Raw genomic sequence first — 13,885 nt, forward strand, 5'->3', positions numbered from 1 at the left:
ATGAAAACGATGAAAAGATTATCTATATTTCCGGTTTTACTTGCAGCGTTGTTACTGACTTCCTGCAGCGACTTTCTGGAAGAGTATTCTCAAGATAAAATAACTGCGACGGAAGTATCGCACTTGGACGAAGTATTGTTGGGAAGTGTTTATCTGCCCAGTATCAAACTAGACGGACCGTCTTCCTCCTATTTCGGTTTCTTGAATTTATTGGACGATGATGTGAATACCGGCAGAAGCAACCAGACATCCGGTGATCTTTGGAAAGTATGGCAACCTTATGTTAGCGGACTTTTTGGATATTATGCCTGGCAGTTGGAGGTTGGAAAGGATTATGAAAGCGGTAAGGTAGCGGGTGATGATGGGTCATGGAAAGATTTTTATACCCGTATCAATGTGACCAATGTTATCCTGGATGAGATTCAGGATATGCCGCACGAGACGGACGAGGATGACGCCACGTTCTACAGAGTACAGGGAGAAGCCCTGTTCCTGCGCGCTCAGTTCTATTTTATGCTGGCTAATCTTTACGGTAAGGCGTATGACCCCCAAAGCTGTGCCACGGATTTGTGTGTACCGCTTAAGCTGACTCCCTATGTACAGACCGAGAAATTCGAGAGGTCTACGGTGAAGGAGGTGTATGACCAGATTGTTGCCGATTTGGAAATGGCGGAACAGTATTTGTCGCAAAGTCCCCAGTTGGAAGCACGGCGCGGATATCGTGCTTCTTTGGAGGCGGTAAACTTGTTACAGAGCCGTGTTTACCTTTATATGCAGCAATGGGCGAAAGCTGAAGAGAAAGCGCAGGCTGTGATTGACAGTCCGAACAACAGTCTGGCTACCATCGATATGTTGGCTGACGATGCGGACTTCCTGACTGAAAACAATTCGGATGTCATTTTCTCTCAAGGCTCCAACTTCATTTCCGGTGCCAGCATATTCACCGGTATGGTGGGGGATTATTGTGTGACGAACGAGCTTTACTCCCTTTATGAGGAGAACGACAAGCGGAAAGAAGCCTTTTTCGAGCATCACCGCCAAATCAATGGGCTGTTGGCAGATAGCTTGGGACTGCACAGAAAATATCACCGGGAAGACAGCTATCGTGCGCACGTGTCCGATGTATATACGTTGCGGGTATCCGAAGCCTATCTGAACAAGGCGGAAGCGTGTGCCATGCAGAATAAGGAGGGAGAGGCATGCAACGCTTTCAATGCATTGCGTAAAAACCGTATTTCCGATTACAGTGACGAGACTTATACCGGTGAAGAACTGATGAAGCAAATCCGCGATGAACGCCGCAGAGAGCTGTGTTTTGAAGGACAACGGTGGTTCGACCTTCGTCGTTATGCCGTCAATCCTACCTATCCGTTTACCAAGAAGATCCTGCATATTCTGAATACGATTACAGATAAAGGGGTATACAGACTGACAAGAGGCTATGTGCTGGAGGAACGCGATGATGCTTATACATTCCCGATACCTCGATCCGTCGTAGATTTTGATGAAATAAAGAACAATAATCCTCGTGTAAAGAGATTGCCTGCTTTCACATCTATCATTTCGGATGGAAGAGAAGATGAAAACGAGAAAGATGATAAAGAATAATCAATAATATTTAGAAGCAGATTATGAAAAAATTAGTATACTGTATAAGCTTGATAAGTTTATTGTTGTCCTGTAGCGAAGAATCGTTGGAGAACGAGATCGATTTTTCCACTCCATACGAAATTCAGGATGACCCCAACGATCCGATACAGCATCGTTGTTATGAGTTGTATAGGGACTATGGAGTATGCGTGTTTTTTAAAGATACCATACAGGCTAATTACATAGGGACCGACCGTTTGGGCAACCCGGTTTACCGATATGAAACATTGGATCTTAACTGGGACTTTACCAGTCATAACGGGAAAACTGTAACGTATAAATTTGATTATCTGGAAGAGGATGAAGAAAAGGAGAAAGCACTCAGATTTGCAGATAGTTACCTGAAACAGGCAAGTCCTTCCATGCGTCCTTTCTGCATCTTTTTGCCTAAGCAGATAAGACAATATGTGGATGACAAAATAACTACTCCGGAACGGCATTCCACCTTCCGTGTCTTGGCGATCAATGCGGAGGAGTCGAAACTATTGGAATCCAGCGATGAGGAAATAAACGAAATGTGCTTATCTATTATCAGTGAGACGGTGTTGTCGAGAGTGAAACAAAACAGTGACCTGACTGCCCGTTTCTACTCTATCTCGGATAAAGAGGGATATTATGGTAAGTACTGGAAGGAGGATTTAGGGTATGATTTGCCATATGCGGCAGAACCGGAAGGGGCAAATTTTGGACCGAATTCTATATTTAATGAGGACGCTTTTACAAAGTCATGCAGTCCAAATCCATATTCTATTTTGTATCCGGGTAATGGCTGGACACTTGAAAAGTTTGAAGAAACACGTGTGGGAATCATCAAGAAAATCGGAGAGTTCGGATTTATTAGCGGAGAATCCGATGCAGGAGGAATACCGATGTCTCATATGAAGAGTCCTAAGCAGGCAGACGACTTGGAATTTTTTGTTACTACGATGCTTGATTTAGGTGAAAGCAAATTCAAAGAACGTTATGGTGGAAGCCCTTTGGTCATGAAAAAATATACTATGCTGGCGGAATACATCATTAATACGTTGAAAGTGGAATTGAATAAACAATAAAACAAGAAAGAATATGAAAAAGATATATTATCTGATATTATCATTTGTGGCTGCGATCTCTTTTCCCGGTTGTAGCAATGATGACGATGTGGCGGTAGATGCTATCGATTCTTCTCTCTTTGCAAAAGCAGAGGATTTCACCGACCCGAGGGATGGACACGTCTACAAATGCATCAAAGTGGGAAACCAGATATGGATGGCGGAAAACTTGGCGTATTATGTCGAAGGGGGATCTACTGTGGGATGCTTTACATGGGATGAGGAGCCGTATGTTGCACCGGAGGGTGGTATTCCTTTGGATGATGAGGAACAGAAAGAGGCGATGATTGATTTTGCGGATAACACGGAGCCATATAGTGCAGGTATATTGAATTATGACTGGTTTGCTGGTACTTATATAACTCAGCACATGGGCGAAGCATTTGCTCAATATGAGTCGTGGGGAATGCCTGTGCAGCAGATAATAGAAAGCTTCTTGGAAGAATATAGTCAATGGGTAACTACTTACCCAAATTTTAGAAGTGATTGGATGGCTGTTTTAAAAGCAAAGATGGAAGAAAAGACACAAAAAATGACTTTTACATACGCTAAAGAGCAATCTACTAATGCCGATGAAGAGAACGGCAACTACTCCCAAAAGTACGGTTACTTATATTCCTTGGATGCTGCCCGAAAAGCAGTTCCCGACGGGTGGCGTCTGCCTTCCGATGAAGACTGGAAGAAGCTGGAACGTGCTTTGGGCATGTCGGAATCCGAAGTGGAACGTACTAATGCATGGCGTGGCATCAATGCCGGTGATTACTTGAAAGAGGGCGGTATCAGCATGTTTGAGGCAAAACTTGCCGGATGTAACGCTTATGATGTCAATGCAGCCAGTGGACAGAATTACATTAACCTGAAAGAGGGAGGATATTTCTGGACGAACGAGGAGACGGTGACTGAAACGAACGGGCATGTGCTTCCGACTGATGAGGATAACAAAGAGAACGAAGCAGGAAACGACACCGATGACAGTGACGAGAATAAAGACGATGGTCTTATCAGGGAAGGTGTGTATCGCTTCGTTACGGTCTATTCATCGCAGATATGGCGTGGAGTAACCCGGTTGGATAATGGCAACAGGGAGATGACGTATAGTGTGCGTTGCGTGAAAGATATTAATTAATGGAAAGATATGAGAAAAAAAAATCTTAGAGGAATCATAACAGTATTTACGATTTTGTGTACGGTGCTTTGCGGCCGTGCACAAACGTTGAGCGAAACTTACGGAGATCGTTTCAAGGCAGATGTCAAAATGAATTATGTCCGTTCGATGGACGAGGCATTGCGGCTTGCCAAGGAACAGAATAAATTGGTATTCTTCAATTGTTTTGCCGATTGGGCCGTTCCTTGTCATGTCATGAATGTCGAGGTATTCAGCAATCAGGAGTTTTGCGATTATATGAATCGCACCTTTGTCAACCTGATTATCGACATGCCGAGCGCGGAAGGGAAAAAGTTTGCTGAGAAATACGGTGTGTATAAGTATGCTTGCTATTTGATTCTGGATAGCGAGGGGAATGTGGTACAACGCATTGCCGGCAGTCACATGCTTCCCGAATTTAAGGAGTATATAGACTTGTCGTTAACTCCCAAAACCTCGCTGGCGGGAACGCGGAAGAAATACGAAAGCGGTAAATACTCGCGGAAGGATTTCTACAACTACCTGCGCGCACTCGATGCTGCCAACGACTCTTTATTCGCTCCGCTGGCGGAGAAATATACGGCTGAGATGAAGCCGAAGGATTATACCAAACCGGAAAACTGGCTTTTTGTATTCCATGCCATCAAGAAAAAAGACAATGCGCTCTATCCCTATATGCTGGCAAACAAGGCTTTGTTTGTGAAGAGTGTGGGGGAAGCGAAGGTAAACAGCATGCTGGAATATAAAATCTATCCGAAAATACTGGGGTATACTACCGGTGATATTGCTTATGACGGAGAGAAGATGGCGGAAATCAGCCGGGAAGTGGAACAGGCCGACCTTCCTGACACCTGCGTGACTCGCGTTGCACACCGCATCTCCTTGTTGAGGGGAGAGAAGAAGTATCATGACCTGCTGCAGTATATGGAGCAATATGGGAAGTATCTGTATATATACAGAAGTAACATCGAGATGTCACTGAAATTACCGGATATAAACGATGCCGACCGTAAGGAGCTGATTGCCTATCTGAACAAAGCGGCGGAACGTGAGAAAGAATCACCGATGGGAAAGCATTTGCTCGGGCTGGCGAAGCAGATAGCAGGCGGTGAAACGGGTATCAAGTTCGACATGTTGGAATATCAAGCGTTGCTGGATAAAGCGCGGAAAGAGAAAAAACTGGTTTTTATAGACTGCTATACCGTATGGTGCGGACCGTGTCGGATGATGTCCGTCAATGTGTTCAGCCGGCAGGATGTGGGTGATTATTTTAATGACCATTATGTCTGTGCCAAGTTTGATATGGAGAAAGGAGAAGGACCGACGCTGGCGAAGAAATATGAAGTCAGCGCTTATCCTACATTGCTTTTCTTGGATGCCGATGGAAATGTGTTGAAGAAAGTTGTAGGCGGGCTCTCTCCGTGGGATTTTTTGAAGGTTGCCCGGACGATAGCAGAGCCATGATGTTGAGTGACGAATAAAGACAATATCTATTAATATTATTATTTATGAGAAGATTATTATTATTAGCCTGTATGGCAGGAAGTTTCTGGAATATTTCCGCTCAGTCGGCATTTGTTATCAACGGTAGCACCGAGAATCTGATAGAGGGTAAGAAAGTGTATTTGATAAAGCCGGATATCAGTGATTTTCCCACAGACAGTACCGTTGTCCGGAACGGAAGTTTTCGTTTTGAGGGAAATGTGGATATGCCTATGTTTGCCTATCTGTCTGCCCAAGGGGGAGGAGGCGTACATGTGATTCTGGAAAAGGGTGACATCAATGTTTCATTGGCCAGCGGACGGTTGAGCGGTACGCCGCTGAATGACAAATGGAATGCTTATCAGGAGAAAATAGCACCGCTGAATAAACGGATGTATGAGATTCAAAAAGAAGCGCGGAATCTGTCTGCCGGTGATTCCATTCAACGTGGGAAGTTGCAGGAGGAGATGAATGCTGTTTACAAGAAAGCGGAAGTGGTGTCCAGGGCATTTATTCTGGACAACTTGGACAACGTGCTTCCTGCTCCATTGGTGAGACATTATATGCCTTCTTTCACAGAAGAGGAGGTAGAGCGGATTTTCACTACCGCTTCTCCGGCGCTCAAGGCTAACCGTATCTTCCAACAGCTTGTGATGGAGAGAGAGGCGAAGTCAAAGACGGCGGTAGGTAAGAAATTTACGGACTTTACCGCACAGGATATGGAGGGTAAAGAGGTTTCGTTGTCTGACTATGCGGGCAAAGGAAAGTATGTGTTGGTTGATTTTTGGGCTTCCTGGTGCGGACCATGCCGTGCAGAGATGCCTGTCATCAAAGCTACCTACGAAAAATTCAAGGACAAGGGACTGGAGATTGTAGGGATTTCTTTAGACAACAATAAGGAAGCATGGACGAAATCGGTAGCTTCTCTGGGGCTCCCATGGCCGCAAATGTCCGATCTGAAAGGAATTGAAAGCGTGGCTGCCTTGCTTTATGGTGTTAAAAGTATCCCGTTTATCATGTTGATTGATCCGGATGGAACCATTGTGGCAAACAAATTGCGCGGGAAAGGAATAGAAGAGACGTTAGGTCAGTATTTGAAGTAATTTCATTTGATAGTGAATAAATCTTTATAGACTTGTTATCGCCTGTTAACCAGGAACAGAGTCATTAAAATTGCATGATTGAAGGTGTGTCGTAATGAACGATGCACCTTCTTTTTTGTTTTCTATTGCGAATATTTACTTTCCGATGCAGTATAGCAAACTATTGTTGAATCAAGGAATTACAGTTTAAAAGGTTCAAACTCAATTTCTGTAAGTAACTGAAAGTAAAACCATTGTCCTTTCGTTTTCCCGAAGACTGTCTCAGTCTCCATTTTCAAGCCACTTTGGGCTTGTTGCTTTCGACTACAAGATTAGTGATTTTTGAAGACATGACCCAATTTTAATCCAAAATGTTTCATTTATGGGAAACATTTTATAACTTTGCAAAAAGAATTATATGAAAGATAAATTTGAAAAAATCGGTAAGCTTTTCGGGCAGAGAAGAGTTGAATTGGGCCTGACACAGGCTGATGTCGGGGAAAGAATCGGTGTGGGTCGTGCAACTATATCCAAAATCGAGAGTGGAAAGGGGCTGACATTTGATACTATCAATCGTGTGGCTAATGCGCTTGACGCTGAGGTGACTGTTACTCTCACGCCAAAAGTCAATCATGATAAGGAGGTGATCGAATATATAGTCACAGCAATCAGTGAATTTGCTAAAAGAAATTTCCTTACATTAAAAGAAGCTTCTAATTATCTTTTGCGTTTCAAGGGAATAGATTTTCTCGAGCAGTGTTATGCTGCTGAGCATACACTGTCAGTAAACGACTGGGTAGATGATATTACAGCAGTTTGCAAACGTAATGGAGGGAGAATCGGATGAAACTTTATCACGGATCTAATGTAATGATTGATCAGGTTGATTTTTACAAATGTCATCCTTTTAAGGATTTTGGATGCGGTTTCTACCTGACGGATAATATTAAACATGCCCGGAATATGGCCTTCCGACGCTGTATGCGCACAGGCGGAGAAGAATGTATAACTGAGTACGAATTCAATTTCGAGGGGGCTATACAGGATTTGAAGGTTAAGATTTTCGATAAGCCTTCCGAGGAATGGGCTGAGTTTGTGATGATGAATAGAAACGAAACTATCACACATCCGGCACAGGATTATGATCTTGTAATTGGCCCGATAGCAGATGATTCGGTAGTTGTGTCTTTCCGTCTTTTTCAGGATGGATATATCTCTATATCCGAATTGGTGAAACGCTTGGAATATAAAGAGCTGAGTATCCAGTATTTCTTTCACAATGCTAAAGCTATAAGTTATTTAACCCGTGTATTATGACTAAAGAAAAGAATTTCCAATTTCTTCTTGAAGCAATATCTACCGACATAATTGGATGGCTGATTAGAGATAACGGACTTTCTCTAAGTGAGGCTATTTCAACTTGGTATAATTCCGAAACTTTTGAAAAAGTATCTGAGCCCAATACTGGAATGTACATAGAGAGCTCGGCATACAACTATGATTTTTTGAAACGCGAACTTATGTCCGGCCGATTTCAGGTATAGAACCGGCTTGATTGATGAGGAGAATTGCCAATATCGGTTATGGTGGGAACGCAAAAAGGGAAAGAGCCGTGTAAAACACATATTTCCCTATACATAAATCGAAAATGGTTCTATTAGGATAAAAAACAAGACTTGAAATTTTATATTATGCTGTAAAATCATTATGTTTGTATTACATAATAAATAAGGTATATGAAATTCGTTGATAGAATAGATGAAGCAGCACGTTTGAAGAATGCTCTTGCGAGAGAGAAGTCCTCGTTAGTCGTTATGTATGGTCGCAGACGATTAGGTAAGTCAACGCTTATCAAAAGAGTGTTGTCGGACAATGATGTTTATTTTCTTGCCGACCGTTCCGAAGGCCAACATCAGAGAGCGTTGCTTGCTAAAGTAATAGCACAAGTGTTTCCAGATTTCGATAAGCTTGCATATCCGGATTGGGAGTCCATGTTTCGTGCGGTCAATTATCGAACAGACAAACGTTTTACTCTATGCTTGGATGAATTTCCGTATCTTGTGGAACAATCTCCAGATCTGCCGTCTGTTTTGCAGAAACTTGTTGATGAGAAGCAACTGAAGTATAATCTTGTGCTTTGTGGTTCTTCGCAAAACATGATGTATGGGCTGTTCCTTGATTCTACTGCGCCTCTATATGGTCGTGCTGATGAGATAATGAAGCTTGCACCGATACGTTTGACGTATATTCAGGAGGCTTTGAGTCTTGATGCGATGAATGCCATTGAAGAGTATTCCGTATGGAGCGGTGTACCACGCTATTGGGAACTAAGGGAAAACAGAAATTCGCTTGACGATGCATTGTGGCACAATATCCTTTCTGTAAATGGCACTCTTTACGAAGAACCTATAAAACTGTTTCAAGATGATGTTAAGGATATTGTCAAGACTTCGACAATAATGTCTTATATCGGTACTGGTGCCAATCGTCTTTCTGAGATTGCTGCACGATGTAATGAACCAGCAACAAATCTATCACGACCATTAAAGAAACTTATCGATCTCGGATTCTTGGAAAAAGATGTTCCGTTCGGGATTGATGAAAAGAATGCGAAAAAGAGCCTTTATAAGATAGCCGATCCGTTTATGGCATTCTACTATCAGTTTGTTGTCCCGAATCGTTCGTTCATTGAACTTGGGCGTCGTCTTCCCATAGAACAGGCTTTAAACGCCCATTTTTCGGAATATGTGAGTATGCAATGGGAAAAACTGTGCCGGGATGCTGTAACAGGTAATCTTGTCAATGGAGTAGTTTATGGTAGGGCAAAACGCTGGTGGGGTTCTGTTCTCAATGAGGATAAGAAGCCGGAACAAGTCGAGTTTGATGTGATGGCCGAATCACTTGATAAAAAGTATCTGTTGGTTGGCGAATGCAAATGGACAACTCAAGAGAATAGCAAACAGCTGACTACCGAACTTCTCCGTAAAGCTAATTTGTTGCCATTTGCCAAGAACTATTCCATCGTTCCGATACTGTTTCTTAAGAATGCTCCGAAAGAGGATATAGGGAATGCAATGCTTCCAGAAAATGTTGTCGAGTTAATGAGATAAAAAAATAACAAATTCGTGATTTGCAGATGTTGGATTTTAGAAATGAAAGAGCCGTGCGGTTATAATAATTTTATTAGTAATAATAATATTAGTAATAACAATATTTCATACCTTTGCACTTGAATAAGATTTGAAGATTATGGAGAACAAGCCTTTTATATTCGGCGTTGCCACATCGGGTGATAATTTTACCGACCGGGAGAAAGAAACAGAGCATCTGTTGATGAATTTCCGGTATGGTGTTAATACCGTACTGATTTCGCCTCGTCGTTGGGGTAAGACCTCGTTGGTGCAGAAAGTGTGTCGTTTGGCGCAATCCGACAAACTAAAAGTCGTATATCTCGATATTTTCTCGTGTCGCAGTGATAAGGATTTCTATGATGCATTTGCGGCTGCTGTCCTCAAACAAACATCTTCTAAATTGGATGAGTGGTTGGAAAATGCAAAATTATTTCTGTCTCGTATCAGCCCGAAAATCTCAATGGGCACAGATCCGATGACGGATTTCTCCATTTCACTTGATATGAACCCAAAGAGCAACGATGTGGATGAAATTTTGCAGCTTCCGGAAAAAATAGCGCAGAAGAAAGGCTGCAATATCGTTGTGTGTATCGACGAGTTCCAGCAGATTGCCGAGTTCAAGGATTCCAAGACATTTCAAAAACGCTTGCGTACTGTGTGGCAACTGCAAAAATCGGTATCCTATTGTCTGTTCGGCAGCAAGAAGCATTTGATGAATGAACTGTTCGAGAAAAAGAGTCTGCCATTCTATAAATTCGGCGATGCCATTTATTTACCGAAAATCGGAACATCGGATTGGGTAGGTTATATATGCAGTCGTTTTGAAGCTACGGGCAAGCAGATCTCAAGAGAGTTGGCCGAAAGAATATGTCAAATAGCGGATAACCACTCGTCTTATGTGCAGCAGTTGGCGTGGTTGGTATGGATTCATACGGATGGAACTGCTACCGAACAGGATTTTGAGGCGGCATATCAGGATATCATCGATCAGAATACCCCATTGTTCGAGAAGCAGACCGAAAGTCTTACTACCTATCAGATGAATTTTCTGCGAGCTGTCATAGACGGGGTTCATTGTGAATTTACCACACAAGAGGTTTTACAAAAATACCACCTCGGTTCATCCGCAAATGTAAGTATCGTGAAAAGAGCATTAGTCAAAAAGGAACTTATAGAGATTGAGAAACGACAAGTTGTCATTCCCGATCCGGTGATGAAAGTGTGGTTAAAAAGAGAGTTGGGAATATAATAGTCCCATACTAATAAGAAGCTGTTGCCGAAATACCCTCTTTTTCCAATAAAGCCACGATACGATCTAACTCTTCACGGGTAGCTTTCTGTAAATCGTGGTCGGGAGTTTCCCGGTCAATCGTGTATATCATTACCTGACGGGGAGCAATTTCCTTTACCGCTTCTATCCAAGGAAGCACATACTTGTCAGATGTATTATCCATGTCTTTTCCCTGATAGCCTCCTTTCAGGAACATCGTCTGCACGATACAGTTTCCTTTGAACTCTTTCATCTTTTCGATGATCTTCTTAACAGAATATTTTCCGTTAGGACGGTCCAACAGATGAATATATTCTTCATCCACCGTATCCAATTTCAGAATATTGTTATCTATCTTGTTCAGCGCTTCGAATACGGCAGGACGGTCGATAAAGGTAGAGTTGCTCAATACACTTACTTTCGCTTTTGGGAAATATTTGTCACGGAGCGCAAGCGTATCTTCTATGATTTCCGGGAAATGGGGATGTGCAGTCGGTTCACCGTTTCCGGCAAATGTCAACACATCGGGAGCGGGACCGTTCACCTGCATATCTTTCAGTTTCTCTTCGAGAGCCGCACGGACCTCTTCACGGGTAGGAAGAGATTTCTTCGTACGACGTTCGGCATTGAAACCACACTCGCAATAAATGCAGTCGAATGAACAAACCTTACCGTCATCCGGTAATAAATTGATTCCCAAAGAAACGCCCAAACGGCGGGAATGGATAGGGCCGAAGATGGGTGAAGGAAAAATAATAGTCATCTTTTTCTAATTTTATCATTTACAATTTACTACTTTATCAACTACTAATTCTTAGGTAATGCCACAAAATTAAACTGCTGACTTTGTTTACTGATTTCTCCAATTAGCTCCGCACAAAGATAGCCTAAAACTTGATACGCAGTTGCATCTGTACATCTGATTTTTTATTTCCATAGATTAAATCATTGCCGGAACCAATCTCATTCCGGTCCAAGTAAACGGTTTCTCCGAACTTGGTTATGAACAACCAATGTTTATTCAGTTCATATCTCAAACGGATACTACACCGGAATCCATGCCCTTGAAACGACGGGGTATAGAATGTATAAAGCAATCCTTTCTCGGATGCATATACGCGCGAATCATAACCGTCTGTAAAAAAGTAACTACCCTGGACGTCAGCAAACAATCTGGTCCAAGGTAGTTTGTAGGATATCATTTGTGTTATCTGATATCCTTTATTAGCAGCTTTGTCCTGAGAATGAAAGTGATTGTAATCTAAAGTTGTACGACTACTTAACACATCTCCCCAAAAATAGTTCAAACGGTAACGAAATTGATGATGAAAAATAGGAAGTGTCAGTACTCCTTTACTACCTGTCCAATCTCGTTCTTTTTGTTTATAGCGGTACTTCAAATACATGGATATATGGTTGCGTGGAGTGAAAGTAGCCTGAATCAATCCATCCGTTCCACGAGACGGCTTACTGACTCTATACTTTTTCCACGGGAAAGAGAATAAATCGAATGAAGCAAAGAATTTCCAATAAGCAAAAGGGGAAGTCTCCAAGCCGATATAACATCCTTGTTCGTTTTGAGTCATACTTCCTTCTCCAAAAGAGTGGGCAAACATAGCCCAATAGTTATAAGAATAAAACCGGTGTATCAACATAATTTGAGTGTTTTGAACCGGTGAATATTGCAGACGGTTCAAAGAAGCCCAACCTTGTTTTCCGATTGCTGTTTCTCCCTGAAAAGAAAAACGACGCCAACGATAAGCATAATCCACTCCCAGATTATAAAAGTTATTTCCATATAGATTGTATTTGGAATAGCCTGTTAATTCCGGTTCGTATGTTCGGTTGAAAAGATAGTAAATACCGGTAATACCCAACCGGATACGGTTATGTTGATAACTCACATTGCCACCTGTCAATTGCATAATAAACAGGTTCTTTTTATCTGCTTCTTTTTGACTCCTGTGCAGTCCGGTTTTGTAGATAGAGGTGATGGATCCATCAGTGATTACTCCATCTAACGAACGGTATGAATAGAAACCGGAAATATTCCAATCTTTAGATAAGGCAACAGTGGCAGCCACTCCTTGAAAATAATTGTATTCGTCAGTTGAAGAGTGTTTCTTTATCCCGCTGCTACGACTGTTGAAAGAAGAAGCATAAATTGTCTTTCCCATCAGATAATCCGTACTAATCACCAGTCCCTGACCGAAACTGAGGCGATAGTTGCCAACAGCTAACGCTTTTAACCGTCCGCAGTTTTTCAACAGTAGATAAAAGGAATAATAATCGTAGCCATAGCGATTGTGTAAAGCTCCCAAAGGTTCTCCGGCATCTTTTTCAGCAACGACTCCTGCGTAAAGTCGGTCACTATACCGGAAACTGTATTTCACAGAGTTATAAACAGAAGGTCCTAAATAAGTATGTTCATAACCTTTCCGCTTATAAAAAGGTATATCAAAGCGAGTTAATATTTCATTCTTTCCATACTTTGCTGCGTTTTTCAACATAGTTTTCCACTGAAAAGAAGATTCATTGTTAATAGCTTTTATACAAACGAAAGGTAGTAAATACTGAATTGTTTGCTTGTCCATCTCTTCTACTAATTGAAGTTCATAGGTAGTTTTCATCTGTCCGTTTATATAGATGTAAGCCAACAGATGTTCAATCTGAATATTACTCAAGAAAGGAAACTGTTCAAGTTGTTCACGGGTAGCAGTATTCAAATTAATAGGTTCTTGCAGACGATTGGAAAGTTCTTCCAATTCATTTTCCCAATTCAAGGCATTAACAGAGTTATTAACAGATAAATCTTCAAGAATATCTTCTAAAAGACTTTCAGAGGGGTTTTGAGCACTACAAGCAGGAATTATTAACAGGCTGTTTATAATACTTATCAACCATAAAAGTTGAATAGTTTTCATCCATAAAATGTTTTATTCTTCCTGCTTTTCCGCAGATAAGACTACAAAGATACTTTAAATAGGTTAACATCAAAGAGAAATGCCTGAATAATAAAATTTTAATTCTATTTT

At 41.7% G+C, this 13,885-nt stretch carries 12 protein-coding genes; 10 read left to right on the top strand and 2 right to left on the bottom strand.

The genetic code is table 11. The features are described 5' to 3' along the window. The first annotated feature begins 9 nt into the window (after positions 1-9). The 10 genes from AB9N12_RS07575 to AB9N12_RS07620 all read left to right on the top strand — a co-directional run bounded on the left by AB9N12_RS07575 (position 10) and on the right by AB9N12_RS07620 (position 10,829). Positions 10-1,608 (top strand): RagB/SusD family nutrient uptake outer membrane protein, encoded by a 1,599-nt coding sequence (locus AB9N12_RS07575; protein ID WP_369891081.1) that lies wholly within the window; start codon positions 10-12, stop codon positions 1,606-1,608. 23 nt (positions 1,609-1,631) lie between these two features. After that, positions 1,632-2,702 (top strand): hypothetical protein, encoded by a 1,071-nt coding sequence (locus AB9N12_RS07580; protein ID WP_369891083.1) that lies wholly within the window; start codon positions 1,632-1,634, stop codon positions 2,700-2,702. A 13-nt stretch (positions 2,703-2,715) separates the two neighbouring features. Then, on the top strand, positions 2,716-3,867 hold the full coding sequence (locus tag AB9N12_RS07585) for an FISUMP domain-containing protein (protein WP_369891085.1): 1,152 nt from the start codon (positions 2,716-2,718) through the stop codon (positions 3,865-3,867). Positions 3,868-3,876: 9 nt separating this feature from the next. Further along, a complete protein-coding gene (locus AB9N12_RS07590) occupies positions 3,877-5,349 on the top strand; it encodes a DUF255 domain-containing protein (RefSeq protein WP_369891087.1) in 1,473 nt (490 codons plus the stop codon). 44 nt (positions 5,350-5,393) lie between these two features. After that, complete coding sequence (locus AB9N12_RS07595; RefSeq protein WP_369891089.1) at positions 5,394-6,470, top strand: redoxin domain-containing protein; 1,077 nt, start codon at positions 5,394-5,396, stop codon at positions 6,468-6,470. 397 nt (positions 6,471-6,867) lie between these two features. Next, a complete protein-coding gene (locus tag AB9N12_RS07600; protein WP_369891091.1) occupies positions 6,868-7,296 on the top strand; it encodes a DUF3791 domain-containing protein in 429 nt (142 codons plus the stop codon). After that, positions 7,293-7,766, top strand: coding sequence for a DUF3990 domain-containing protein (locus AB9N12_RS07605; protein ID WP_369891093.1), 474 nt, complete (start codon positions 7,293-7,295; stop codon positions 7,764-7,766). Before AB9N12_RS07600 ends, AB9N12_RS07605 begins: the two co-directional genes overlap by 4 nt. Beyond that, entirely contained in the window at positions 7,763-7,993 is a 231-nt protein-coding gene (locus tag AB9N12_RS07610) for a hypothetical protein (RefSeq protein ID WP_369891094.1), read from the top strand. Before AB9N12_RS07605 ends, AB9N12_RS07610 begins: the two co-directional genes overlap by 4 nt. Positions 7,994-8,185: 192 nt before the next feature. Next, complete coding sequence (locus tag AB9N12_RS07615) at positions 8,186-9,559, top strand: ATP-binding protein (RefSeq protein WP_369891095.1); 1,374 nt, start codon at positions 8,186-8,188, stop codon at positions 9,557-9,559. Positions 9,560-9,698: 139 nt separating this feature from the next. After that, positions 9,699-10,829, top strand: a complete 1,131-nt coding sequence (locus AB9N12_RS07620; RefSeq protein WP_369891096.1) for an ATP-binding protein — start codon at positions 9,699-9,701, stop codon at positions 10,827-10,829. 10 nt (positions 10,830-10,839) lie between these two features. On the opposite strand, the gene AB9N12_RS07625 is transcribed toward AB9N12_RS07620, so the two are convergent. Then, complete coding sequence (locus AB9N12_RS07625) at positions 10,840-11,613, bottom strand: radical SAM protein (RefSeq protein ID WP_369891097.1); 774 nt, start codon at positions 11,611-11,613, stop codon at positions 10,840-10,842. Between the two features lie 124 nt (positions 11,614-11,737). Then, positions 11,738-13,774: a helix-hairpin-helix domain-containing protein gene (locus AB9N12_RS07630; protein WP_369891098.1), complete on the bottom strand. Its 2,037-nt coding sequence runs from the start codon at positions 13,772-13,774 to the stop codon at positions 11,738-11,740. Positions 13,775-13,885 lie beyond the last annotated feature (111 nt).

Source organism: Bacteroides sp. AN502(2024), from assembly GCF_041227145.1.
Taxonomy (GTDB): domain Bacteria; phylum Bacteroidota; class Bacteroidia; order Bacteroidales; family Bacteroidaceae; genus Bacteroides.

Bases quoted from the DNA above. Each gene is read 5' to 3' on its own strand.
- AB9N12_RS07615 (WP_369891095.1), top strand. From the start codon at position 8,186: ATGAAATTCGTTGATAGAATAGATGAAGCAGCACGTTTGAAGAATGCT.
- AB9N12_RS07595 (WP_369891089.1), top strand. From the start codon at position 5,394: ATGAGAAGATTATTATTATTAGCCTGTATGGCAGGAAGTTTCTGGAAT.
- AB9N12_RS07575 (WP_369891081.1), top strand. From the start codon at position 10: ATGAAAAGATTATCTATATTTCCGGTTTTACTTGCAGCGTTGTTACTG.
- AB9N12_RS07580 (WP_369891083.1), top strand. From the start codon at position 1,632: ATGAAAAAATTAGTATACTGTATAAGCTTGATAAGTTTATTGTTGTCC.
- AB9N12_RS07630 (WP_369891098.1), bottom strand. From the start codon at position 13,774: ATGAAAACTATTCAACTTTTATGGTTGATAAGTATTATAAACAGCCTG.
- AB9N12_RS07605 (WP_369891093.1), top strand. From the start codon at position 7,293: ATGAAACTTTATCACGGATCTAATGTAATGATTGATCAGGTTGATTTT.
- AB9N12_RS07625 (WP_369891097.1), bottom strand. From the start codon at position 11,613: ATGACTATTATTTTTCCTTCACCCATCTTCGGCCCTATCCATTCCCGC.
- AB9N12_RS07585 (WP_369891085.1), top strand. From the start codon at position 2,716: ATGAAAAAGATATATTATCTGATATTATCATTTGTGGCTGCGATCTCT.
- AB9N12_RS07620 (WP_369891096.1), top strand. From the start codon at position 9,699: ATGGAGAACAAGCCTTTTATATTCGGCGTTGCCACATCGGGTGATAAT.
- AB9N12_RS07610 (WP_369891094.1), top strand. From the start codon at position 7,763: ATGACTAAAGAAAAGAATTTCCAATTTCTTCTTGAAGCAATATCTACC.
- AB9N12_RS07600 (WP_369891091.1), top strand. From the start codon at position 6,868: ATGAAAGATAAATTTGAAAAAATCGGTAAGCTTTTCGGGCAGAGAAGA.
- AB9N12_RS07590 (WP_369891087.1), top strand. From the start codon at position 3,877: ATGAGAAAAAAAAATCTTAGAGGAATCATAACAGTATTTACGATTTTG.